Consider the following 23,932-nt stretch of genomic DNA (forward strand, 5'->3'; position numbering starts at 1 on the left):
ATATAGGCTGTATAAATGTTAACTATGAATGAAATCATTAAATTTATTGTTGTTAGCTTAATTTTGAGCTTTCAATCGCTCGCGCTTGCTAAAAATAGCTTAACGATAGGAATTTTTAATGAGCATGAAATCTATATAGAAACATCAGCACCTTATGCTATTGGTTGGAAGTTATTAACCGTTGCAGCAGCTCGCGAGAACATTGAATTAGAGACGATTAGAGAGACATGGACACGATCGTTAAGCGCGCTTGATTCTGAACAATTTGACGGTGTATATGGTGCAATGATCACAACCGAGCGCTTAAAATGGGGTCGGTTTAGTGTGCCATTGTCCTATGATGAGATTCATATTTTTGCGCAGCCTGACAATCCCGTAGAATCGAAAGAACAAATAAACAAATCTACCGACGCTGTTGGCGTGACAAAAGATTCAATTCAGCATGATATGGCGAGAGAATTAGATTTTAGTAACATTTATGCGATTGTAGATCGAAGCTCACTGTATAAAATGTTATTGGCAGGGCGCTTAGATTACCTTATTTATTCTGATACTTTTATTAATACATATTGTTTTGGTTATCACAAGAAAAAGGAAGAAAACTGTTTAAAGTCAGTAGGTAAACCTCTTTCGATCAACAGCATACATGTATTGTATAAAAAAGGTAATTTGTCGGCACAACCATTAGCTGATCGTATAGACCAACAAATTGGTCAGTTATATGAATCAAAATACGTAGAGTCACTATTTAAGCAGTACCCACTAGGCGACAGACTTTACAACACGTGGGAAAATTTATACAAGACAGCTAGGTCGCAACAGAGTCTATATTAGATGAGATGGTTTGTATTAGATATTCAATTCGATTTCGTCCGTTAGTGCTTGGCTTGATACATCAACATATCTGCAAGGTTAAGACTATCAGCAATATTGACAACAGACTTTGCTAAGGCCACACCAGCACTAATACTTAACTATTTAACCTTTTGACATGCGGATTTTTTGCGATCATTGTCTGCTTTACTACCAGTTACCATAGCTTTTAAAATTAGCTTATTACATTCTTTTTCAATTGCGCTCATTTGTGTATCGTCACCGTACGTAATCGTGGCAACTAATGGTGCATAATTAACGGCTGCGTCACAATACATCGTTTTATATTTTTGATGATGCCAATACGGAGAGCGTTTATTGGTTAATGCAGTACATATTTGGCGAAATAAAGATTTAGCACCCACAGTACACTGTGAGTAATCCGAGCTGTTTCTATCTCGATTGGCACAAACAGACTCGTCGATAATTTTCCAATTTTGGTGTTTAAATGGAATATTTAACTCTTGAAAATTAATCAGCAATGATGTTTCCGTGAGCGCCATGCGCTGATGATCATTATCTTGCACATTTCCGCTAAGGGAAAGTACATAGGAAGTCAGCGAAAGGGCGACAACAGACATTGATCTATCCTTAAATCGTTATATATCAAAGGTGAAATATATATTATTCACCGATAACATTTCAATCACAATTGTTGCTTTTCTTACATTAGTAATACATTTCAGAATGCTTTTTGACGGAATGAAGAAGCACGGCGAATGAGTAGAAAAGCTATCAGTATTATTAATCCCAAAACTGACGGCGAACCACCATGACCATGATCATCATGGTATTCTTCGATATACTCATAATCCTGACTTTCTAATGGTAGCGCATACAATAAATCGGAATCATCAGAGCTATAGGTCGCGACGATACCTGAATACCCAGGCTCATATAAATCAATTAACACATTGTAGTGATCGGGGTGGTAATTCTCAGATAAATGGGTAATAACTTCATACTCATCTTCTGTAGAGTCTCCATATATGCCAAACACATCCGTGGTGTATAAATGAAACCATGGACCGCCATCTTGGCTGAGGTAAATTTCAGCATATACATCAGCAGGGCGGTCTGGCATCGCGCTGAGTACATCAGCATCAAATAACACGCCAAAGGTATTGTAATAGCCATCACCATCGTCATCTTCGAGGAGTTTGGTAGCAGCACTGTAAATTACAAATTCGTGAAAGCTGTCTTTTGCAATCGGGCTATTGATCGTTTTTGATGATGTATGCTGTGCTTCTTTCGCTGCAATTTTTTGCAAACGGGATATGCGCGCATATGGCTGTTTTATCTTATTGTCGTTGTCTAGAGTCTTTTGCTTAAGGTCATTAGCCATAGCTTGGCGACTAAGTTCATCAAGTTTATATTGCCCTTGAGATAACGTGGATGACTGCACTTCTTGGGCGAGTACCTTATTTGAAAAAACAGCCAAGAATATAAGTACAACAATGCAATAAATACATTTTTCTAGCATCAGTGAAGCCAAGCCATACTCACTTTTTTTATAACGCCTGACTTTATTTAGTGGTTTCATATAATTCCTGCCTTGCTTGATTTGCAAATGTGTTGCAATTAAATAACAAGTCAAATGAACCTATCCTGAACACTGCGTTCAGGATAGGTTAAGGCATATTAGTTATTATTGAGTTCATTCATTTTCACTCGATGAATGATGTTTGTAGTTTATTTAGCAGTTTCAATCTTTTACACTGCAGGTACTGACAATATTGAATTTGACGATGGGATCATCATGAAAACGTCTTTTTATCTAATTAGCTTATTGTGCTGGATGATGTTGACTCTACCGGCAACAGCAGGTTATGAGCCTTCGATAAAGACTAAACCCCCTACAGCGGGCAAATCGTATAACAATGACAAAAAAGCTAAACGTAAAAATATTAGTTCAGCGCAAGCGGCAAGCATCGTTAAGTCGCGATACGGTGGAAAAGTATTAAAAGTGCAAAGTACCTCTACAGGTTATCGCGTTAAAGTATTGAAAAGTGATGGACGAATTTCCTCAGTGCATGTTGACGGCACGACAGGAAGAATAAAAGGGTAATAGGTAATGCGAATATTGATTGTTGAGGATGACCTGCAGTTGCAAGAAAATGTAAGAGCTTCATTAACCGAGCATCAATACGTTGTAGATGTTGCAGCCGACGGTGAAGAAGGATTGTTTCAGGCGTCCGAATATCCTTATGACGCTGCTATAATTGACGTTGGCTTACCTAAAATTGATGGTATTCGTCTAATCGAAAAATTACGCGCAAATGACATAAGCTTTCCTATTATCATTTTAACTGCGCGTGATCATTGGCAAGACAAAGTCCAAGGCCTCAATGCCGGTGCGGATGATTACCTAACTAAGCCATTTCAAACCCCTGAGTTGCTAGCAAGGTTAAATGCTCTGATCCGAAGAAGTGCAGGTAAAGCAACGCCTATTATTGTTAATGGGCCATTGGCTATCAACACTCAAAGTCAGTTACTTACGTTAGATGAACGAGATATTAGCCTCAGTGCTATGGAATATCGTCTGATAGAATTCTTGATGTTACACCCTAACCAAGTACACTCGAAAACCACGTTAACAGAGCACCTGTACGATCAAGATTTTGACTTAGACTCTAATGTCATCGAGGTATTTATCAGACGACTACGGAAAAAAATTGATCCCCAAAATTCCCTACTGTTTATTGATACCATTCGAGGTCAAGGGTATCGATTAAAATCGTTGTTAAAAGAATAACACTGTCTTTGCTTATGTTGATAAAACGGGTATTTGACTCATTAAAAGCGCGATTGATATTTAGTATGTTAATGCTAACCGTTATTGCATTGCCTATTTTGGCGTTTGCACTAAGTCAGGCTTTTGAGGAACATATAAAAGCGGCGATAAAAAATGAGTTAATCGCATATAGCTATAGCATCCTAGCGGTCGCTGAGCCGATCGATAACCAGTTGTTTTTACCTGAGCAATTGTTAGAAAATCAGTTCAATGTAATCGACTCTGGTTTATATGCCTTAGTGTTTCCATTCCACCTCAATAACAATGCGAATGAAGATGAGCCATTGTCACCTTTATGGCGTTCAGCTTCGGCGCTTGCTTTAGATTTTAAGCCCAGTGTTCACCCTAAGCAGATAGGCATAGTTGAGTACGTTGAGCAGATAATAGATCAACAAGAGCACTTAGTGTTTAGTTATGGCGTTAGTTTTACCGAAAATGGCCATGAATTACCTGTTGTTCTGTATCTAATTAAGAATAAAACGGAATTTGATAACACGGTGAGTGAATTTAACGAGCAAATTCTTGTGTGGTTATTGATTATTTTTGTTTTGTTAATAGGCGTACAACTTGTTTGGCTATCTTGGACATTGAAGCCTCTAGCGAGGTTTAGTCGAGAATTGGAGCAAATCAAAAGTGGTCATGCTACAAACATTAAAGATGATTATCCCGCAGAGTTAAGACAGGTTACAACGCAACTTAATTTGCTTTTAAAAACAGAACAAAATCAAAGGGTAAGATATAGGAATTCATTGGCTGATTTAGCGCATAGTTTGAAAACGCCCCTGGCGGTTATGCAAACCAAAACGCACCAACAAGGCGATGTACAGGCCGAAATTAACCAAATTAATCAAACCATTGAACATCAACTGAAACGAGCACAAAGTGCTGGAGAGTCGTCTTGGCGTCTTGGTTGTGATATCAAATCAGCGGTCGATGAATTGATAATGGCACTGAAAAAGATTTATCAAGAAAAGCACTTAACCTTTACCTGCGATGTGCAACAAAACGCAGTGTTTAAAGGTGACAAAGCCGATTTAACGGAAATACTGGGTAATCTATTGGATAACGCGTGCAAAGCGGCTTCTCGTCACGTTGTAGTAAAGGTAAGTTCTATAGAGCATGAACTACAAATTCGTATTATTGATGATGGCATCGGGATGACGGCGCAGCAAGCAGAAAAAGTGCTGCAAAGGGGGAGTCGCGCTGATACTTATGAAAAAGGACATGGCATCGGTCTGGCCATTGTTAAAGACCTAGTAGAAAGCTACCAAGGAGAATTAACCATTTCTCGCTCTAATGAGTATCAGGGCGCACAATTTTTACTGTCATTCTCAGTCTTATCATAGCCCTTACTTTTAGGTTTGAATAACTAAAACTACATCATAAAATGGCCGATAAACCCGTTAATGGATTTATCGGCCATGCTTACCTGAATGCTTTTATGTTAAATCTACCCTAACGCCTTTGCCTTTTTCGACCTTGTGGCCTTTTATGTCCTGAAAGGGCACGTTCTCGTTGTTTTCTTTTCGACACTTTTCGTGGCTGCTTTTCTTCCGTTTTCGTTAAGTCAGGCTCATACCCAGGATACCATTGCTGAAGGAGACGTTTGTTGAGTACTTCTTCAACCGCGTCTAATAACCATTGCTCAGATGGACTCATAAGCGATATAGCCAGTCCATCATTACCAGCTCGACCACTACGGCCGATACGGTGAATATAGTCTTCGGCTATATAGGGTAATTCAAAATTAATTACATAGCGTAAATCTAGGATATCTATACCTCTTGCCGCGACGTCTGTGGCCACTAAAGCGCGTGTTTTCCCTGCCTTAAATTCAGCAAGTGCTTTTTCTCTAGCACCTTGTGATTTATCGCCGTGTATTGACTGAGTCTTGATGCCGTCTAAACACATCTCTTTCGCTAGTTTATCGGCGCCTTCTTTGGTTCGAGTGAAGATCAGGACTTGTTGCCAGTTTTTTGAGCCGATTATAAAAGAGGTTAGTTCCCTTTTTCTATCAGTATCCACGGTATACACTATTTGATCTACTTTAGCTGCGGTGGCATTTCGCTCACTCACCTCAATCAGTTCGGGATCAGTTAAGAGTGTTTTACTCAACTTAAATATTGCATCGTCAAAGGTCGCAGAAAATAACATTGTTTGGCGCGTAGGGGGGATACGATTCAAAATGCGGTCAATTTCGTCTTTAAAGCCCATGTCCAGCATGCGGTCGGCTTCATCAAAAACCAAACACTGCAATTGCGTTAAGTCAAAAGTGCCTTTAACTAGATGATCGAGCAAACGTCCAGGGGTCGCGATTAATACGTCTGTTCCTTTGTTTAGTGCTTCAATTTGAGGGTTAATACTGACACCGCCGTAGGCGACGACGCAGTTAATGTCGGTATGTTCGGCGTAGCGAACAAAGCTTTGATGCACTTGTTGCGCGAGTTCTCGCGTTGGCGTTAATACCAATGCACGGATGACTTTTATCTCAGAAGGTTTTTCTAGTAACTGATGTAATATAGGCAAGGCAAAAGCGGCCGTTTTACCCGTCCCTGTTTGCGCACCTGCCATGATATCTTTATTTGCGAGAATATGTGGAATTGCTTGTTTTTGTATTGGAGTAGGGCTTTGGTATCCTAATTCTTGCACGGCTTTTATTAAAGCGTTATTAAGCGATAATGATGAAAAACTCATGTGCTATTTTCGACCTTTTTTAATTAGTTGCTTAAGTTCAAATTCTAATTCATCTGGATAGAAGATAAGGCCTTGTTCATCTGCGCTAGGAAAGACCACCAGTGCAAGTTCATCATCTGTGAGTCCGTGTGACCAGCGGCTAAACCATTTGTTGATGGAAATAGCTTGTGCCTGACAGTCTTGCCATTCTTGATTGGCCCAAGCGAGTGCAAATTCTTGGTTTGGCCATACAGGTACACAATCTTCGTCTTCACTGTTTAGCATAACGCAGCCGTGTTCATCACTTAAAATCCAAATCTCATTATTTTTTGTGACTTCTGTAAAAAAGTACTTTGCTCGTTGTTCATCATTAAAGCTTAATACTTGATTGATTTTTTCTTGTGAGAGTTCATCAGCCATAAAGGCTCCTGTTAGCGCAGTCTATGCAATAGCGCCATTGTACAAAAATTTTTGGTGTTTAGCGCATGATATTCACTGGTCAGCGCAACATTCGGGCAATATGTTCAGTCCTTGTTCAGTTTCGCCGGAGTAAACTTCTGGTCATCATCAAAATAATGCAATTAGACATGGGGTTCATATGGTTAAAGTATTACTTTTTTTATCATTGAGTTTTATTAATGTCGCTCATAGCAGACCACTAGATACGAGCGTTGTTAACGCGGGTGAAACACAAGCTGGATATGCGAATACCTCTCTTAGTGCTGAGCCGACGCTTAATAAAGTTGTCTATCAAGAAGGTGAGCTGGAGCAGTTGTTAGCACCGATTGCACTATATCCAGACACATTATTAAGCCACATTTTAATCGCGACAACTTATCCCCTTGAAATTGTGGAAGCGTATCGCTTTAGAGAAAACTATCCCTCACACACATCAGAGCAAATAATAGAGCTAACAAAAGACAAAGACTGGGATCCTAGTGTGAAGGCATTATTACCGTTTACCACCGTACTGAAAAAGTTGCATGATGACCTACAGTGGACACAAGATCTCGGTAACGCCTTTTTGGCCAGTGAAAAACAAGTGATGGCCAGTATTCAAACCCTACGAACGCAAGCTGAAGAGGCAGGTAACTTGGCATCGATGGACAATCTCGATGTCAGCTATGACCAGGAAAAAATCATTATTGCGCCGAGAGAAAAAGAAATAATTTATGTACCTTACTATGATACACGCATTGTTTATGGTCATTGGCCTTGGCGTTATTATCCTCCTGTGCACTGGCACTATACGGGACATCATTATAGCTACTACAATCCGTATTACTGGCGCACAGGGGTTTATATTTCAACAGCGTTTTATTTTAGCGCTATTCATTGGCATAACCATTACGTAGCAGTTGATTACGCCTTTCATAATTACCACCGTGGATATCATAGTCATCACAACAAGCACCATCATGATCGTTACGGTCATGGCAAAAAGCATCATATTGTTAAAAGTGGTTACGCCAAACAATGGCAGCATAAGGCTCACCACAGAAAAGGTGTTTCGTATCGTACGAACGGTGTAAAAACTAAGCACTACGCAGGGTACAGCAAACCGCATCGATACAGTGATAAACATGGGGTAAATGCCAACAAACACAATTTGAATAAGAAACGTGTCCTTAACACGAATAAGTATGCTAAGACTTACAACAAGTCGCATAAAATAAGCAAGAGTGACAGAAGGGCGATCAAAACTAGCGAAGTAAAGTCTTACTCAAATAAACACTATGCGAGCAAAACTTCGTACCAGAAAACCATTAAACAAGTAAATAAAACGCAGCCTAACTCGTCAAATCAATACAAGAATAAAGCTTTTGCGCTGGAAAAGGAGCCAAGCAAATATAGAAGAGGTGTAAACACTACAAAACAGGCCAAATCATATACTAGTTATAAGCAAAATAAAGAAAGAAGCACTGTAGTTTCGAAAAATAATAATTACGCGAGCAATTCCAAAAAATATGCAAACTCGTCAAACAAAGCATTGCACGCTAAGGTGAGCAAATCGAATAGCTCCTCAAAAAACTACAGTAAAAGTAGCCATCATAAAAGCAGTAAAATCTATAGCCGAAGCAGTAAAGCAAACCAAAACTCGAGCCGTTCAAACAAGCCTTCAGGGAGGGCTAGAAAACACAAGTAGTTTAATAACTCAATGCAGTACTTGTGTTTTCTAGCATTTTATTCGTCGCTGCTCTTAGGAATTGGAGCTTGTTTTGTGTCTTGCAGTTGTGTTATTTGCTTTAATGCGCGTTGTAACTTTTGAATTAATGAATAATCAGAGTCCTTATTTGCCGCTAAATATACAGGTACCTTCTGGTTGGGCAACGCGTGTATACTGATCAGCTTGTTTGGCGCTAGCCCTAAGCTATTTGCCATCTGCTGAGTTAATCTAAGGTCGGCAATGAAAGAGTCTATTTTTTTAGCATATAGCAGGTGAAGAAGCTGCGGCAGGTTACTAAATAATTGAAAGTCTTCATTTTCCTTAAAACCATTATTTATTAGTAGGTTATGTGTGTAGTCATTTCTTAAAACGCCGAGCCTAATGTGCTTGGCGTCTGCCAGTTTATTAATTTGTGGTTTGCTCGGGTCATCTATGGCCAAAAATTCCAACTCAAAAGCTATTATTTCACCCACCCAATGAAACTCACGCTCTCTATCTGGAGAACGAATCAATGAATAAATAAAGGTGTTTGGTTTGGACTTTACAAGCTGTAATGCTCTTGCCCAAGGATAGATTTTAATTTCAGCTTCAATCCCTGCTTTGTCGAATATTTGCCTGACGATGTCAGTAGTAAGGCCTTCAACTTTATCGTTAATCAAGTATTGTAGTGGTGCTGCATTCTCTGTGACCACTTTTACTCTGCTAACCACAGGAGCTGCATTCACTTGTTTCACAAAAACGTTAAGCAAAAAGAAGGCACATAAAAGCAGAGTGGCGTTAAAGTGCAAACGCCAAACCTTAAGCGAAACGCTTAAGGTTTGGGTTACAAAACGAGTTGTTCTATTAGTCAGGGTCACTTATGTACTCCTGATACTCAGGTATTCCAAAATAACGGGTTGTTTTCTTGTGCTTTACTCTTTTAGCAATAAGCTTTTCATTGCAATATATTTTAACGACTTGTTTATCGCCATTGGTGTCACTTTCGCATTGATGAGCCTGATTTAAACGCAAATTATCATACTCGGATCGCATAATTAACTTCATGCTAAACCTACAATTTGTTTATTTCTTGGCTTACAGAAAAGCCTTCATCGGTGACTATTTTTTCAAGGATTTGTATACGCTCCTCTAATGCCGCAATGTGTGATTGCATTTTTTCAGCTTGTTCATCATGCAGGTTATTGGCGTTCAAAGTGCGTTCTTTAAATTTTAGATGCTTGGCATACATGTCATAAAGGACACCAAAACCCACTGATATCAGCACTATCAGCACTACCATGGTTGTTCCGTTCATGTTTTTTCCTTTTAAACAAAAACTGTACTTACTTATAAAGTATATCTAGATACTGGTAATTGAACAGCCCAAACCTCGACTTTACAATCGATGCTCAACAGGAGGGGAATTTATTGACTGGACGATAACTTTTATATTTGAATAAGTAAACTTGGTGCACGGCGATCATTGCTGCACCTTGAGTCTAATCGTTTTTGTTTGATCAAATTTTGATTTCGACGATCGATACCTGAGCGGCGCTCAACAAAAATATGTGGATTTTGATTTTTATTTTCTTTTTCAATAGAGGTGATTGCACTCATTAACTTTGAATGATGTTGCTGCTGTTGTTTTTGTTGCTTATCTTGCGTCGTAGGTGCAGCCGTTACAATATTTTGACGAGCTAATGAAACATTCGGGTAATTCATGCGTCTATATTTTAGTATGTTGTTGTATGATATTTAAGCTATCGGAAAGAAAAATAAAAAGTTTAGTTTTTTAACAGTTTTTTACTTGTGAGTTACGGTGTTACTTCTATGTAGATCTTTGATTGATGCTGTTAACATATTGTTACTCGAATATAACCTTAACAATTGAGATACTTATAAAAACATACTGTAACTCTCATTACTAACTATGGACGCTTTATGCACAATTTTGTGAAATTTATTACTCATTATGTAAAATCTATCTCCTTACCAAGGCTCAGTAAACTCACTATTGTATTTACCAGTGCGTTGCTAGCGGCCTGTAGTCAGCAAGAGGCTGCAACTCCCAAAGCGATTGCACCGGGAGTAACGGTTTATAGTGTCAAAAACATTGAATTAGGGGGGCATCGAGAGTTTGTTGCTCGAACGGTTCCATTTCAAGAAGCAAATATTACAGCGCGTGTAGAAGGACAGTTAGTCAAACGACACTTTGAAGAAGGCCGTTTTGTTGAGAAAAATCAGTTGTTATTTGAAATCGAAGCGGATTCTTACCAAGCATCGTTGACACAAGCGAAAGCTGATTTGGAAGGAAAGCACTCTGTACTTGAAACGGCTAAACGTAATTTGGCTCGTGGTCAAGAAGTTGCACCACAAGGGTTTATATCTCAGTCTGATTTAGACAAGCTAATCACCGAAGATTTACAAGCAAAAGCTGCAGTAAGTTCAGCATTGGCTGCGCTAGAAAAAGCGGAATTGAATTTAAGCTATACCCAAATAAAAGCACCGTTTTCAGGTCGAATTGGTCGCGTTAATGTCAATACCGGCAACGTTGTTGGACCAACATCAGGCACCTTAGCTACTATTACCGCTAACGACCCTATGTACGTTAGTTTTCAAATAGAGGAAGCGGAAGTGGTTTCCTATATGCAGAAGAATATGTCAAAGCAGTCTCGTAACGAGACCCCCGTAGATGTGTCATTAAAATTACCTAATAACACCATGTATGATCAAATGGGCGTACTTGAATATGCTGATACTAAAATCAGTGAAAGTACAGGCACCATTGATATGCGAGCAGAATTTAAAAATCCTGATGGTATTATTTTACCCGGCCTTTTTGTCACCTTAATGATAGATGGTCAAGACAAAAAGCCACAAATAACCGTACCGCAAATGGCTGTGCAAGAAAATCAACAAGGTAAATTTGTTCTTGTAGTAGATGAACAAAACACCGTTGCAGTGCGTCCCGTGAGTCTTGGTCGAAGAATTAATGCCATGTGGGTTGTTGAATCGGGCTTAGTTGCGGACGAGCGAATTATCATCCAAGGTTTACAAAAAGTCAGGGCAGGTATTGCGGTTAAACCGACTGAAAAAAACGTTGACGCTAAAACTGGCGCCGTACAAGATTTAGTTAATTAATAGGCTTTTGACATGATCAGTAAAGTTTTTATTGAGCGTCCTAAGCTCGCGTTTGTCATTTCAATCCTTATCACGCTTGCAGGCGTGATTGCGATGAGTGTATTGCCGGTCAATATGTACCCGCAAATCACGCCACCACAAGTTGAAATCTCAGCGGTTTATCCTGGCGCAAGTGCACAAGTGGTTGAAGAGGCTGTTATTAGGCCAATAGAAGAGCAGATTAATGGTGTTGAAGATATGCTCTATATCGAATCAACGGCATCAAATAACGGCACTGCGACGATAAACGTTTACTTTAAAGTAGGCACTGACGGTGATATTTCACAAGTCAATGTACAAAATAGGGTAGCACTTGCGGAAAATTCGTTACCTGCGGAAGTGACTCGCCAAGGAGTCAGTGTTAAGAAAAAGTCTTCTAATATGCTAATGGCGGTCAACCTTTATGGTGAAACGCCAGAAATTGATCAATTGTTCTTAAGTAATTACGCCACCAACTCATTAACCGAACCATTGAGCCGAATTCCAGGGGTAGCTTCGGCTGTAGTGATGGGTGAAATGACTTACAGCATGCGGGCTTGGATGAGGCCCGACCGTATGGCCTCTTTAGAAATTACGGTTGCTGAGGTACAACAAGCACTAAAAGAGCAAAACATTATTGTCGCGGCGGGTAAATTAGGGGCAAGCCCTTCATTACCTAACCAGCAGTTTGAATATTCTATTCAAGCAAAAGGTCGACTAAAAACACCAGAAGAATTTGCCAAAACCGTGATCAGAGCAAACAGTAGTGGTGACTTTGTTCGTTTATCTGATATTGCACGTATTGAGTTGGGCTCGCAAGATTATGGTATTCAGGCAAAATATAACGGTCAGTCGACTGCGTTTTTAGTGATTTATCAACTACCAGATGCCAATGCGACACAAGTAGCGGACAATGTAAAAGCGGAAATGGTAAAACTATCAGAACGCTTTCCACAAGGATTAAATTACGTCGTCTCGTTTGACACCACGGAGTTTATTGTTCGCTCTATCGCAGAAGTAAAAACAACGTTATATCAAGCGGTAGCTCTAGTTGTGCTAGTGGTATTCCTATTTTTGCAGAATTGGCGCGCAACGATTATTCCATCGATAGCTATTCCGGTGTCATTGGTAGGTACATTCGCCTTTATGTTGGTGATGGGTTATTCAATTAACACTATTACTTTATTTGGCCTAGTGTTGGCAATTGGTATCGTGGTTGATGATGCCATCGTGGTGATAGAAAACGTTGAACGCCTGATGAAAGAAGAAGGCCTAGCGGTCAAAGAGGCGGTAACCAAAGCGATGGAACAAGTTTCTGGCCCTATTATCGCAACAACGCTCGTGTTATTGGCGGTGTTTGTTCCAGTGGCTTTCATGCCCGGTATTACCGGAGAGTTATACAAACAATTTTCAGTGACTATTTCATTTGCGGTTATCATCTCTTCCATTAACGCGCTGACTTTAAGTCCTGCATTATGCAGTGTATTGTTGCACCAAAAACACATGAAACCTGTGACGTGGTTGGCAGGGTTTGAGCGATTAATTACAAAATTAACTAGCAGTTATAGTCACAGTGTCCAGTATTTAATTAAGAAATCATTACGTGTTGGAATAGTTGTACTGGGTATTTTTGTCCTAACTGGCTGGCTTAGTCAGAAAGTACCGACTGCATTTGTACCAGGTGAAGATCAGGGCTATGTCTTTTTAAATATTCAATTGCCGGATGCCGCGGCGAGTCAACGGACACAGACATTGATTGAACAAATCACGCCGCTAATTCAAGATGACCCTGCTGTAGAAGATGTTATAACGGTTTCAGGCTTCTCATTGCTTGGTGGCGCTGGTTCAAACAATGGTTTCGGCATCATAATGTTGAAAGATTGGGAAGAACGGACAGCGCCGGACATGGGATTAAGACAAGTGATCCCAAGATTAATGGGCAAGTTGTGGTCTATTCCTGATGCGCAAATTATGATTTTTAATCCACCACCCATCCCTGGGCTTGGCAATAGTTCTGGGTTTGAGTTTAGGCTGCAAGATAGCAGTGGTAAAACGCCAGAGCAGCTTGCACAAGTGATGAATGGACTCATATTTGAAGCCAACCAGCGCCCTGAGTTAATGCGCGTATTCAGCACTTTTAGTGCGAGCGTGCCACAATATCGTTTAGAAGTGGATCGCAATAAAGCAAAAGCACAAGGCGTTGCATTATCTGATATATTCACAACTTTACAGGCTCAGTTGGGCTCATTGTACATTAATGACTTTAGCCAGTTTGGCCGCACGTACCGAGTGACTATTCAAGCGGAAAGTGAATATCGAGCTAAGCCAGAAGACTTGCAGTATTACTATGTGAGAAACAGTGAAGGTGAAATGGTACCCCTTACCACGCTCGCCAAATTAGAGCCAATTCTTGGTCCCACCTCAATTGATCATTTTAACTTGTATCGCAGTGCTAGCATTACCGGTAATGCAGCTGCGGGCTACTCATCAGGTCAAGCAATTGCAGTGATGCAAGAGATAGCGAGTCAATTACCTGATGGCTTTAGTTATGAATGGGCGGGACAGTCTAAACAAGAGCTTGAGGCAGGGGATTTAGCGCCAATACTATTTAGCTTAGCCATTGTCTTTGTTTATTTATTCTTGGTGGCACAATATGAAAGTTGGACGATACCTTTTGCCGTGCTTGCCGCTGTGCCTTTGGCTATTTTTGGTGCTATGGCTACGCTTTATACGATTGGCCTTGCAAATAACATATATGCCCAGGTTGGCTTGATATTGTTAATTGGTCTGTCAACAAAAACCGCGATCCTTATCGTTGAGTTTGCAATAGAACTCAGAAATTCAGGCATGAGTATTGTTGAAGCAGCAGAGAAGGCCGCTAAACTCAGGTTTAGGGCTGTATTGATGACGGCATTGTCATTTGTACTTGGCGTGCTACCGCTTGTTTTTGCTAGTGGCCCTGGAGCTGGAAGTCGTGTGTCATTAGGTTTGACGGTAATGTCAGGTATGTTAGCTGCAACGATATTTGGTACTTTGTTAATTCCATACTTTTATAAGCTTGTACAACAGATGCGTGAAAAAATCAAAAGTGCAGGTTCGTAGCATCAACCTTTTTAGGGGATTAATTTTATGAAAAAAGGCGAAGTTTACTTCGCCTTTTTTGTGTGTGTTTAAAGATCATTGCAAACAAATCACCGTAATCAAATCGTGATTAGACAACTGTTAGTAACCCCAAGGCGCAGCTGGAGCTTCTATCGGTTTAGTTAAATCAAAGTCAACACGAAATTCTCGGCCTTGACGGATCATTCTGTAACTGAATTTCTCGGGGTAAATGAACATTTGCCAAGTATTGCCAGCAGACTGGGGTATGCCCAATTCAACAAACAGTTCTTTTGAGTATTGATCGGCAGGGAAAGATTGCACTTGATCCCAACCTGCATCAAGCGTATGGCCGCCGTACATGGTTGATTTATCATGACTACCATCTTTATGACGATGATCATGCTTTAAAGAGAGTCCTGAGCCTGTTTTTGTGATGATCCACGTTCTTGAGGCGTCTTCACCAACATGAAAAGGGATTTGCAGTTGGCGATCATTACATTTTCTGACATGCATAATCAGCTTTTTATTGGCAAAGCTATCACCTTTGGCATTGTCTATGGCGATTTTACCTTCAAATGCCTTATGACAGAGGTTTTTAATTTGGTTAAAAAAGTTATCGTGGGTGTCAATGGAAACGAGTGGCGCGTGCTCTGTTTGCGCAAAAGCAGCTAATGGTGATGCTAAGCATGTAACTAAAGTAAGTAGTGGAAATTTATTCATTTATGTTCTCCTTTGCCGACAATATACATCAAACTGAAAGACCATGGATATTATTTACTGTAGCGATAAATGCGCATACTCGAATTGGTATATACACTAATAAGTGGTGATATTCGCTACATGTTACTTTCATTTTAAATAAGTAATTGTCCACGATTTCTGTATCTTGTTGATTATATTAAATAATAATATTTGGCACTTTCCTTGATAACAATAAGAAGCTTCTACTCATTTCAAAGGAATAAACAATGAAAGCTTTGTTAATCACTTCTGCAATACTTGCTTCAAGTTCAACTTTGGCTCATGACAACTCTTGTAACGCCGACTTAAATGGCGGCGTATCAATTAATAGTGCGGTGGTTGAATTTAGTAAGAACAATAAACCGCTCTATAAAATAGTTGATGATGAATACTTATTTGTTGACGGGCAAAGCATTGACTTAAACAGCAGTCAGCAAACGCTAGTCTCTGAGTACTCTAAGAATATTAAATCATTGGTACCTGAAATTAAGAATGTTGCTCTAGAAGGCATGGATTTGGCAGTTGATGGGGTCAATTTAGCATTCAATGAATTATTGGGTGAAGGCAATGATTTAGGCCGAGATTTAACAGAATCGCTGAATGATATTCGTGTTGAGTTAAACGAGAATTTGTCGTTGGAAAAAGGTTTATATGTTGATGAAGATGGTTTTACTGGTGAAGATATCTTAGGCGATGATTTTGAAGAAAGAATTGAAGACGTGATGGAAAGTGCTATCAAAGACTCGATGGGTTCGTTATTGATCGCTGTCGGTCAAGAAATGCTGTTCTCTGGTGGTGACATGGATGCCTTTGAGGCGCGAATGGAAACGTTTGGTCAGCAAATTGAACATGAGATGGAATCTCGTGGAGAAGCGTTAGAGCGAGATGCTGATAAACTATGCGAGTCATTGGTTGTGATTGATCAACAAGAAGAACAACTGCGAGCTGAAATTGAAGCATTGGCAGATATCAATATGCTGTCTGTAAAACATACACGTCATGACGAAATTTAATCATAGGTAAGAATATATTGACTCGGGGAGCGTTGCGCTAATTAAGCAACATTCCCCTTGTTGAAAGCCTAACTTCTAAAATAACAACTTCTAGTTAATTAAACCTCCAACTTCCAATAGCTTCTAGGGCGTATGCTAACTGTCAGATAACTTTACCAACATCATGTTTATTATATCTCATAACTTATTAACGTATTGAAATTATTGTAATTAAATCATCTGGCACTGTTCGTGCTTTTTTAGACCGTTCAATTTAACAAGTTGTCCTTAGTTTGTCTTAATCAAAGCTTACAGATTATGTTAAGAGTTGTTTCATAAAAAAATCATTTTTTAAGGAAATTACGATGATAATAAAACGAAAAAAACTACTTTGTTTGGCGTTGGCTTTTTCATTTTCTACTTTGGTTAAGGCGGTTCCTCCTGTTGATGGGCCTCCAGGTTTAAATAAAAAAGGAGATGATTACAGTCATCCATTGGGGAAAAAGCAAAAAGAACTTAGGCAAAAAGCTATACAGGCGAAAATCATTGGCAAAGCACATGGCAAAACACATCAAGTTGCTCGTGGGCAATTTGTAGAACTGGAGCGTGAAGGAGAAGATCTCATCTGGTCTGTATTGGGAGAATTTTCTAATTTTTCTCATAACAATATCGCCCAACCAGGCACCGATAATAATTCCACTATTTGGCGTGAAAATTTCAATCGCGAGCACTATGAAACGATGCTTTTTTCTGAGGAAAAAGGAGCGAACTCAGTAAGGAATTTCTACATTGAATTATCTTCAAATCGATACGCCGTTGACGGCGATGTTACCGATTGGGTCTCTGTGCCAGGAACAGCACAAAGTTATGACGATGATGCTGGAGCTCTAGCGCTATGGTCATTTATCCAGGACTCTGTGGACGGTTGGTATCAAAATCAGATTAATGCAGGTAAGACACCCGAAGAAATAAATGCATATTTAAGCAAATTTGATGTTTGGGATCGTTATGATCACGATGGTGACGGAAACTTTGATGAACCTGATGGCTACATTGACCACTTCCAATCAATTCATGCGGGTGAAGGTGAAGAAGCCGGTGGTGGAGCTCTTGGTAGCGCTGCGATCTGGAGTCACCGCTGGTATGCTCGTTTTCATGTGATAGGTAGCGAGGGGCCAACGGGCAATCTAGCGGGTGGTGTTCAAGTTGGCGACAGTGGCTTTTGGATTGGGGATTACACCATTGAGCCCGAAAATGGTGGTGTTGGCGTGTTTGCACACGAATTTGCTCATGATCTAGGGCTACCTGATTTATACGATACTAGTGGTGGCAGCAACTCTACCGGTTTTTGGAGTTTAATGTCGTCAGGTTCGTGGCTTAGCGATGGAACTAAAGATATAGGCTCAATGCCTGGTCATATGGGCGCATGGGAAAAGCTTCAGTTAGGGTGGCTAAACTATGAAGTTGCTTATGCGGGTCAAAAGTCACAGCATAAGCTGGGGCCAGCAGCGACAAACACCAAGCAAGCGCAAGCACTGATTGTTGTGTTACCGGATAAAGTTGTCGACTCTTTCATTGGCTCACCTTATGCTGGTGATTACTTTTACTACAGTGGATCTGGGAATAATCTCAGCAATACTATGTCAAAAGCGTTCACCCTTGAAGATAACTCTGCATTGTCAGCGAAAGTAAATATTGATATAGAGTCAGATTGGGATTATGCATACCTCATTGTGTCGACAGATGGCGGTCAAAATTGGTCTACTGTTGAAACCAACATTTCGACTAATACAAACCCTAATGCGACTAATTTAGGTAATGGCATTACTGGCTATAGTGGCGGATGGATTGACTTAACTGCTGATTTATCGGCCTACAGCGGTGAGGTCATGTTAGGTTTTAGCTATGTTACGGATAGTGCGGTTGCCGAAGTGGGTATTATGGTTGATGATCTCAATATCACTGGTCATGCAATTGAGGGTGCTGAATCAGACACCGGTTGGGCGTTTAATGGATACAAAATGACGGACGGTAACGACAGCTCATCACATTTCAATGCCTATATCGCGGCAAATCGAAATTATTATGGTTATGACAAAAACTTAGCTGTTGGCCCGTATAACTTTGGTTTCTTGGATGAGTCGTTTGACCGAGTAGAACGTTTCCCATACCAAGATGGTTTATTAATCAATTATTGGGATACTTCTCAAGCTAACAATAATACCAATACTCATCCAGGGCGGGGATTAATTTTACCTATTGATGCACACCCAGAAGTAATGATACGCCCTGACGGCGGTAATTGGAGAAATCGTGTTCAAGGTTTTGATTCTACTTTCTCTATAGCGCCGACGGATGAGCTTAATTTACATTGGTTTAGTGTTGAGTCATATCACCCAAGCCAAGCGGGAGAGAGAATTTTTGATGACAATAATCAATATTGGAACCCTTTAACACCAACTGCGGGCGTAATTAATCCGCATACAGGTACTCAGATTAGAATAAAGAGTGTTAGTGCTCATGGTAATTTAATGCAAGTAGAAGTGCGTGCATCTAAATAGAACCGTCTGATTATCTAATGCAAAAGGTTATGTGGTTTTAAATTACATAACCTTTTTTCTATGACTTCTTCCAAACATTACCTCACTGTCACATTATACTCACTTGAAAAGACATTCACTTTTTGGGGCTTTATTTCGGCTAAATCTTGTTTCACTACATATTTATTTAAATGCTTGTTTATACTTGATAAGACTTTTGGTTTTACTATCATTAGCGATTAAAAAATGCCGACTAAATATAGGGATATTTTGACGGGTATGGCTTGTATTAATAAAGAAGAAATAAAGAACGTAATTTAAATTAGATATAGGTCAAAGAAACGTCACGAAAAGTTATAAAACAGTTAAAAACTTTGATGTAGCGTAATAAATTTCGAGCAAGGCGGATCTATAGTGGCGCCAGATTTACGAAATGCTCAAAAGAATTAACCATTAAAAAATGGTACATACAATTAGTTAGGAACTAAAAACATGAAACTTAAAAATTTATCTATTGCGATTACCACAGCTCTTGTTGCTCTTTCCGGTACAGCTTACGCGGAAGATAAGGGCGAAGTTAAATTAGACATGCGACTACGTTACGAAAATGTTGAACAAGATAATGCGAAAAAAGACGCTGACGCGTTAACACTTCGCACGTTGTTAAGCTATAAAACGGCATCGTATAACAAGTTCTCAGGTTATGTAGAATTTGAAGACTCCCGTCAAGTGGGCATTGACGATTACAATGATAAAGTAGGTAATGGCGGCGAATACTCAGTCATAGCTGATCCTGAAACAACAGAGCTTGACCAAGCTTATGTTCAATACAAATCAGACGGCGTAACAGCTAAGTTAGGTCGCCAAGTTATCACTTTAGACAATCACCGTTTTGTCGGTCATGTTGGCTGGCGCCAAGATAAGCAAACGTTTGACGCAGCAAGCGTTGCGTACAAACAAGATAAGTTAAGTCTTAACTATGCATACATTACTAAGCGTAACCGTATTTTCGGTGAAGAAGCTGATTTAGATGCAAAAGATCACTTAATCAACCTTTCATACAAGCTAGATGCGGGTAAATTATCTGCATATAGCTACTTATTAGAAGTTGATGAAGGTGCAGACAACTCGTTAGATACTTACGGCGTGCGTTTTGCTGGCGCTAAGAAAATGGGTGACAACAAGTTACTTTATACTGCTGAGTATGCAACACAATCATCAGAAACAGATACTACTGACTACGATGCAGATTACATGTTAGCTGAGTTAGGTTATGTGACAAACGGTATCACAATTAAAGGTGGTTACGAGTTACTAGGTAGCGATGATGGTAATTATGCGTTCTCAACTCCATTAGCAACTTTACATAAGTTCAATGGTTGGGCGGACATGTTCTTAGGTACGCCTAAGCAAGGTTTAGCTGACATGTACGTAACAGTTGCTGGTAAAGCTTTTGGCGGCAAATGGTCTGCAACATACCACGACTTCAGTGCGGATGAAGATACTAACGTTGCGAACGATGATGGCTCAGTAAGTCGTATTGATGATTTTGGTAGCGAAATCGATATTGCTTATACACGCGGTTTCAACAAAACTTTCTCTGGTGGTGTTAAGTTTGCCGCATATTCAGCTGAAGATGGTTCATATGTAGACACTGATAAGCTTTGGATATGGGTTGGCGCTAAGTTTTAATTAGCCACCTTAAAGATCTTAGAGAACCTTTCTAAGACCATTGATTAATAAAGCCGTTCTTGTGATTTCACAATAACGGCTTTTTATTGCTTAACGTTAAGTGGCTTTTTGTTATGATATGTTATCGACAATTAATTTTATGAAAAGGTGTTCGATGAAAAAAATAATTGGAATGTTCGCGGTCTGTATAACAATTACGGCATGTGCTCCTGAAGTGGGTAGTAAGAAGTGGTGTGAGGCTTTGTCTGAAAAGCCTAAAGGAGATTGGACAATGACTGAAAGCAAGGATTATACAAAACATTGTCTATTTCGTTCTGAAGAAGATTAACCAATTGCTGGTTTATTAGACATTAATTAGCCAACTTTATTGTTGGCTTTTTTATAGCTAAGTTTAAGTGATTCATATTTTTCAAAAGTTAAAGCAACCTTCATGTTAGGCAATAATTTGCACAATAAAACTAACAGTTTTATTGGTGTATTTTGCTCGTACTAGGTTGGGGAATAGGTATGTTTCACATTGTTTCCTAGTAGATGAAGTATTTAAAATTTTCAGTCCTAATTGGGGAACAAAACAAATAGATAAACGGTTAAACCTGAAATTATAATGTCGTAAAATATTGTTTTATAGATTAAAATCCTATGTATTGAGTTATCTTCGAGTTACTTAGGTTTTTTATGTAAAATTGAAAAGCGGATAATGATTGTTAGTTTAGATACCAATAGAAATGGACGTATTAATGACAGATAAATTACAAACCTCCCGAGCACTTTCATGGCTAAAAACACCAGTTCTCATCCTGTTTACCTGTCTATTTATAATGCTCAGTGGTGTATGGGTTTTTGGTGGGTACTTTTTGAAATACCAATTGAATCAAGAGCTAAAAGTATATGATGTTAAATTTTCAAACAAGAGTGACTTGTCTTTCAATCCTTTTAAGGGCGCTTTAGTAATTGAAAATGCTGAATTAACGGATGTATTAGGAACAACACCAGCATTCGCATTAAAGACAGTGAAAATTGACGTTAATTTATTGGCATTATTTTCGAAACAGTTGATGTTTGATGAACTAACCGTTGATGGGGTATATCTTTCTATATTAAAGAATACACAAGGGCTCATTATTGCCGGGATCAACACTCAAAAATTAAATGCAGGGACTAAAGAGAAAGAACTCAAAGAGCCACTGAGTGATGCACAAAGTAACTGGTCGGTTGATTTATCAAATATTGACGTCAGCAATATAAATATTGCTTTTAACGAATTTGGTATTGAGCACCAGTTGAACTTATACGCAATCAATGTTGATAAATTAACAGCTTCTGCTTTCGAGCAACGTTTTTTATTATCCACTAATGGTTCGGTTAACAATGCCAATATTGAGGTGAAACTCGATGGTGGGCTTAACAATTCAGCAGGTGAAATTCTCACAGAAATTCGATTATCAGATTTTACCTTCGAAAAGCTCAAGCAATACTTGCCCTCAACCATTCATCATCTGTCAGCTAACACCGATGTAGCAATGACCATTGAAACAACACTAAACCCCAGCGAAATGAATTTTGCCATTAGTGATACCCATATTCGTGCTGAAAACGTGCAGGTAACAGATCATGAGCGTGTTGCTTCGGTTGGGGCTTTCTCCATCGAAAGTGATCATACGCATGTCGTTATTAAGTTGCCTAAACAGCAACAAAAAGTAGAAGAGAGTAATTTCGCTATAGATATCGAAAGTGAGTTAACCGTAGGTCTAGAAAAACTAGCGATTGAGCAATCGGAGCAAAAACAAAAGTTGCTTTCTCTCGGCCAATTTACAACAGAGCCGATAACGCTGCGCTTCAAACAAGGCCGTGTTGAAATATCTTCAAAAGCAGTTATGGCTAAACAATTGTTCATTGGTGAACATTTATCGATACATCAAGAAGACAAAGCGTCTGAGGACAACCAAGCGCCCACTCTAGCTAGTTTTAAGCAAATAACGCTCAGAGACATTGTTTTTTCTAATGAAGCTTTAAACCTATCGGAAATTGAGTTTGGCGCCATTGACGCTAACATCATTCTAGATGCGCAACGAAAGCTTGCAAACCTGCCACTACTCAACCGTGATGGAGAGGTAGCTCAAGACAACAATGAGATTTCTACGCAACAAGACACTATTGAGATTGTTCAAGTATCACCAACACAACCAAAAGATGAAGATCACTCGATATTTGAATTTTTGATTCATAGGATATTTCTTGCAGAGCCAGCGAATATATATTTTCGAGATATGAGTTTTGAGCAAACCTTTGAGCGCGACATTAAAATTGAAAAATTTGCATTAGATAATCTATCCAGTGAAATAAATGAACTAACAACCTATACATTGCTCGCCGAAGTAGATCAACATGCCAAGTTAAACTTTGACGGGACTGTAAGACCATGGGCAGATAAAACAAATGTTTCATTCAAAGGTAATTTGGAAGAGCTTTCTTTGCCTGCGCTTTCAGCATATTTGGGCGATATGGCAGACTTGAGTTTTGCTAGTGGTCAACTTGATACAAATATTGATTTAACAATTAAAGATGACGTTTTGCAGGGGGATTCTAATATCGTGCTACGCGGTGTTGATATTACTGAGAAAGAAAGTAATCACAATGAGCAACCCTCAAGTGATAGCCTGATTTCACTGGGTTCAGCATTTAATATGCTAAAAGATGAAAATGGTAATGTTGATTTAGAAATCCCATTGGCCGGAAATATTTCTGATCCTGAATTTGGCTTCGCGAGCTTTATTAATATTGTCGGTAAGAAAGCGATAATGGCGGCGACAGAAACTTATTTGATTCAAACATTTGTTCCATATGCCAATATCGTCTCTATTGCTAAGTTTGCTGGCGGTTATATGCTAAAAACCGATATAAAACCAATGAACTATGAAAAAGAGCAAATCAATTTGGCGCCTGAGCAACGTGAATATATTGATCAAATTGCTGGTTTAATGATTGAACGTCCAGAGATGCACATCAAGCTGTGTGCCGTTGCAGCTATAAGTGAAATGGCCACGCCAAAAGAGAACGCTGATGAAAAGCTTCGTGAACTAAGTCTCCAACGCGCAGGTCATTTAAAAAGTTACCTGATGAGCGAGCACAATATTGAGTCTAAACGTATCTTGCTGTGCGCGCCAAGTGTCGATGAAAGCGAACAAGCAACCCCGCGTATGGAGTTCAGTGTGTAACTATT

At 39.4% G+C, this 23,932-nt stretch carries 20 protein-coding genes; 12 read left to right on the forward strand and 8 right to left on the reverse strand.

Features of this window, described 5'->3' with window-relative positions; translation table 11 throughout:
* The first annotated feature begins 15 nt into the window (after positions 1-15).
* Positions 16-834, forward strand: a complete 819-nt coding sequence (locus QUE03_RS07735; RefSeq protein ID WP_286266788.1) for a substrate-binding periplasmic protein — start codon at positions 16-18, stop codon at positions 832-834.
* 140 nt (positions 835-974) lie between these two features.
* Here the strand turns inward: QUE03_RS07735 and QUE03_RS07740 are convergent, their stop codons facing one another.
* Together QUE03_RS07740 and QUE03_RS07745 are read right to left on the reverse strand one after the other, a co-directional pair.
* On the reverse strand, positions 975-1,454 hold the full coding sequence (locus QUE03_RS07740; RefSeq protein ID WP_286266789.1) for a hypothetical protein: 480 nt from the start codon (positions 1,452-1,454) through the stop codon (positions 975-977).
* A 101-nt stretch (positions 1,455-1,555) separates the two neighbouring features.
* Entirely contained in the window at positions 1,556-2,416 is an 861-nt protein-coding gene (locus tag QUE03_RS07745; protein ID WP_286266790.1) for a choice-of-anchor H family protein, read from the reverse strand.
* A gap of 135 nt (positions 2,417-2,551) precedes the next feature.
* On the opposite strand from QUE03_RS07745, the gene QUE03_RS07750 reads away from it, so the two are divergent.
* From QUE03_RS07750 to QUE03_RS07760, 3 genes are all read left to right on the forward strand, one after another.
* On the forward strand, positions 2,552-2,941 hold the full coding sequence (locus tag QUE03_RS07750; RefSeq protein ID WP_286266791.1) for a PepSY domain-containing protein: 390 nt from the start codon (positions 2,552-2,554) through the stop codon (positions 2,939-2,941).
* A 6-nt stretch (positions 2,942-2,947) separates the two neighbouring features.
* Positions 2,948-3,628 (forward strand): response regulator transcription factor, encoded by a 681-nt coding sequence (locus QUE03_RS07755; RefSeq protein WP_286266792.1) that lies wholly within the window; start codon positions 2,948-2,950, stop codon positions 3,626-3,628.
* 71 nt (positions 3,629-3,699) lie between these two features.
* Complete coding sequence (locus QUE03_RS07760) at positions 3,700-5,013, forward strand: ATP-binding protein (protein WP_286266794.1); 1,314 nt, start codon at positions 3,700-3,702, stop codon at positions 5,011-5,013.
* 109 nt (positions 5,014-5,122) lie between these two features.
* Here the strand turns inward: QUE03_RS07760 and QUE03_RS07765 are convergent, their stop codons facing one another.
* Both QUE03_RS07765 and QUE03_RS07770 read right to left on the reverse strand, forming a co-directional pair.
* Positions 5,123-6,361 (reverse strand): DEAD/DEAH box helicase, encoded by a 1,239-nt coding sequence (locus tag QUE03_RS07765; RefSeq protein ID WP_286266796.1) that lies wholly within the window; start codon positions 6,359-6,361, stop codon positions 5,123-5,125.
* A 3-nt stretch (positions 6,362-6,364) separates the two neighbouring features.
* Positions 6,365-6,760, reverse strand: coding sequence for a DUF2750 domain-containing protein (locus QUE03_RS07770; protein WP_286266798.1), 396 nt, complete (start codon positions 6,758-6,760; stop codon positions 6,365-6,367).
* Between the two features lie 178 nt (positions 6,761-6,938).
* On the opposite strand from QUE03_RS07770, the gene QUE03_RS07775 reads away from it, so the two are divergent.
* On the forward strand, positions 6,939-8,486 hold the full coding sequence (locus QUE03_RS07775) for a DUF3300 domain-containing protein (RefSeq protein ID WP_286266799.1): 1,548 nt from the start codon (positions 6,939-6,941) through the stop codon (positions 8,484-8,486).
* A 38-nt stretch (positions 8,487-8,524) separates the two neighbouring features.
* On the opposite strand, the gene QUE03_RS07780 is transcribed toward QUE03_RS07775, so the two are convergent.
* From QUE03_RS07780 to QUE03_RS07790, 3 genes are all read right to left on the reverse strand, one after another.
* Positions 8,525-9,364 carry a substrate-binding periplasmic protein gene (locus QUE03_RS07780; protein ID WP_286266801.1) on the reverse strand — a complete coding sequence of 280 codons (840 nt, stop codon included), beginning with the start codon at positions 9,362-9,364 and terminating at the stop codon, positions 8,525-8,527.
* A gap of 194 nt (positions 9,365-9,558) precedes the next feature.
* Positions 9,559-9,801 carry a hypothetical protein gene (locus QUE03_RS07785; RefSeq protein WP_286266803.1) on the reverse strand — a complete coding sequence of 81 codons (243 nt, stop codon included), beginning with the start codon at positions 9,799-9,801 and terminating at the stop codon, positions 9,559-9,561.
* Positions 9,802-9,932: 131 nt separating this feature from the next.
* Positions 9,933-10,208 carry a hypothetical protein gene (locus QUE03_RS07790; RefSeq protein WP_286266806.1) on the reverse strand — a complete coding sequence of 92 codons (276 nt, stop codon included), beginning with the start codon at positions 10,206-10,208 and terminating at the stop codon, positions 9,933-9,935.
* Positions 10,209-10,427: 219 nt separating this feature from the next.
* Here QUE03_RS07790 and QUE03_RS07795 point away from each other — a divergent pair, with 219 nt between their 5' ends.
* Both QUE03_RS07795 and QUE03_RS07800 read left to right on the forward strand, forming a co-directional pair.
* On the forward strand, positions 10,428-11,627 hold the full coding sequence (locus QUE03_RS07795; protein ID WP_286266808.1) for an efflux RND transporter periplasmic adaptor subunit: 1,200 nt from the start codon (positions 10,428-10,430) through the stop codon (positions 11,625-11,627).
* A 12-nt stretch (positions 11,628-11,639) separates the two neighbouring features.
* The gene (locus QUE03_RS07800) at positions 11,640-14,747 is read left to right on the forward strand and encodes an efflux RND transporter permease subunit (protein ID WP_286266824.1); all 3,108 of its coding nucleotides are present in this window, start codon (positions 11,640-11,642) and stop codon (positions 14,745-14,747) included.
* Between the two features lie 120 nt (positions 14,748-14,867).
* Here QUE03_RS07800 and QUE03_RS07805 read toward each other — a convergent pair whose 3' ends face one another.
* Positions 14,868-15,467: a hypothetical protein gene (locus tag QUE03_RS07805; protein ID WP_286266825.1), complete on the reverse strand. Its 600-nt coding sequence runs from the start codon at positions 15,465-15,467 to the stop codon at positions 14,868-14,870.
* A 248-nt stretch (positions 15,468-15,715) separates the two neighbouring features.
* Between QUE03_RS07805 and QUE03_RS07810 the strand changes: the two genes are divergently transcribed.
* From QUE03_RS07810 to QUE03_RS07830, 5 genes are all read left to right on the forward strand, one after another.
* Positions 15,716-16,501, forward strand: a complete 786-nt coding sequence (locus QUE03_RS07810) for a DUF2884 family protein (protein ID WP_286266826.1) — start codon at positions 15,716-15,718, stop codon at positions 16,499-16,501.
* 344 nt (positions 16,502-16,845) lie between these two features.
* Positions 16,846-19,041, forward strand: a complete 2,196-nt coding sequence (locus QUE03_RS07815; protein ID WP_286266827.1) for an immune inhibitor A domain-containing protein — start codon at positions 16,846-16,848, stop codon at positions 19,039-19,041.
* 471 nt (positions 19,042-19,512) lie between these two features.
* Positions 19,513-20,712, forward strand: a complete 1,200-nt coding sequence (locus QUE03_RS07820) for an alginate export family protein (RefSeq protein WP_286266828.1) — start codon at positions 19,513-19,515, stop codon at positions 20,710-20,712.
* 154 nt (positions 20,713-20,866) lie between these two features.
* Positions 20,867-21,040, forward strand: a complete 174-nt coding sequence (locus QUE03_RS07825) for a DUF3012 domain-containing protein (protein ID WP_286266829.1) — start codon at positions 20,867-20,869, stop codon at positions 21,038-21,040.
* 409 nt (positions 21,041-21,449) lie between these two features.
* Positions 21,450-23,927: a DUF748 domain-containing protein gene (locus QUE03_RS07830; protein WP_286266830.1), complete on the forward strand. Its 2,478-nt coding sequence runs from the start codon at positions 21,450-21,452 to the stop codon at positions 23,925-23,927.
* Positions 23,928-23,932: the final 5 nt, after the last annotated feature.

Origin of the sequence: Thalassotalea atypica (assembly GCF_030295975.1) — a bacterium.
GTDB classification, from domain to species: Bacteria; Pseudomonadota; Gammaproteobacteria; order Enterobacterales; family Alteromonadaceae; genus Thalassotalea_F; species Thalassotalea_F atypica.

Coding starts and splice junctions, on each gene's coding strand:
- QUE03_RS07735 (WP_286266788.1), top strand. CDS start 16: ATGTTAACTATGAATGAAATCATTAAATTTATTGTTGTTAGCTTAATT.
- QUE03_RS07740 (WP_286266789.1), bottom strand. CDS start 1,454: ATGTCTGTTGTCGCCCTTTCGCTGACTTCCTATGTACTTTCCCTTAGC.
- QUE03_RS07745 (WP_286266790.1), bottom strand. CDS start 2,416: ATGAAACCACTAAATAAAGTCAGGCGTTATAAAAAAAGTGAGTATGGC.
- QUE03_RS07750 (WP_286266791.1), top strand. CDS start 2,552: ATGATGTTTGTAGTTTATTTAGCAGTTTCAATCTTTTACACTGCAGGT.
- QUE03_RS07755 (WP_286266792.1), top strand. CDS start 2,948: ATGCGAATATTGATTGTTGAGGATGACCTGCAGTTGCAAGAAAATGTA.
- QUE03_RS07760 (WP_286266794.1), top strand. CDS start 3,700: ATGCTAACCGTTATTGCATTGCCTATTTTGGCGTTTGCACTAAGTCAG.
- QUE03_RS07765 (WP_286266796.1), bottom strand. CDS start 6,361: ATGAGTTTTTCATCATTATCGCTTAATAACGCTTTAATAAAAGCCGTG.
- QUE03_RS07770 (WP_286266798.1), bottom strand. CDS start 6,760: ATGGCTGATGAACTCTCACAAGAAAAAATCAATCAAGTATTAAGCTTT.
- QUE03_RS07775 (WP_286266799.1), top strand. CDS start 6,939: ATGGTTAAAGTATTACTTTTTTTATCATTGAGTTTTATTAATGTCGCT.
- QUE03_RS07785 (WP_286266803.1), bottom strand. CDS start 9,801: ATGAACGGAACAACCATGGTAGTGCTGATAGTGCTGATATCAGTGGGT.
- QUE03_RS07790 (WP_286266806.1), bottom strand. CDS start 10,208: ATGAATTACCCGAATGTTTCATTAGCTCGTCAAAATATTGTAACGGCT.
- QUE03_RS07795 (WP_286266808.1), top strand. CDS start 10,428: ATGCACAATTTTGTGAAATTTATTACTCATTATGTAAAATCTATCTCC.
- QUE03_RS07800 (WP_286266824.1), top strand. CDS start 11,640: ATGATCAGTAAAGTTTTTATTGAGCGTCCTAAGCTCGCGTTTGTCATT.
- QUE03_RS07805 (WP_286266825.1), bottom strand. CDS start 15,467: ATGAATAAATTTCCACTACTTACTTTAGTTACATGCTTAGCATCACCA.
- QUE03_RS07810 (WP_286266826.1), top strand. CDS start 15,716: ATGAAAGCTTTGTTAATCACTTCTGCAATACTTGCTTCAAGTTCAACT.
- QUE03_RS07815 (WP_286266827.1), top strand. CDS start 16,846: ATGATAATAAAACGAAAAAAACTACTTTGTTTGGCGTTGGCTTTTTCA.
- QUE03_RS07820 (WP_286266828.1), top strand. CDS start 19,513: ATGAAACTTAAAAATTTATCTATTGCGATTACCACAGCTCTTGTTGCT.
- QUE03_RS07825 (WP_286266829.1), top strand. CDS start 20,867: ATGAAAAAAATAATTGGAATGTTCGCGGTCTGTATAACAATTACGGCA.
- QUE03_RS07830 (WP_286266830.1), top strand. CDS start 21,450: ATGACAGATAAATTACAAACCTCCCGAGCACTTTCATGGCTAAAAACA.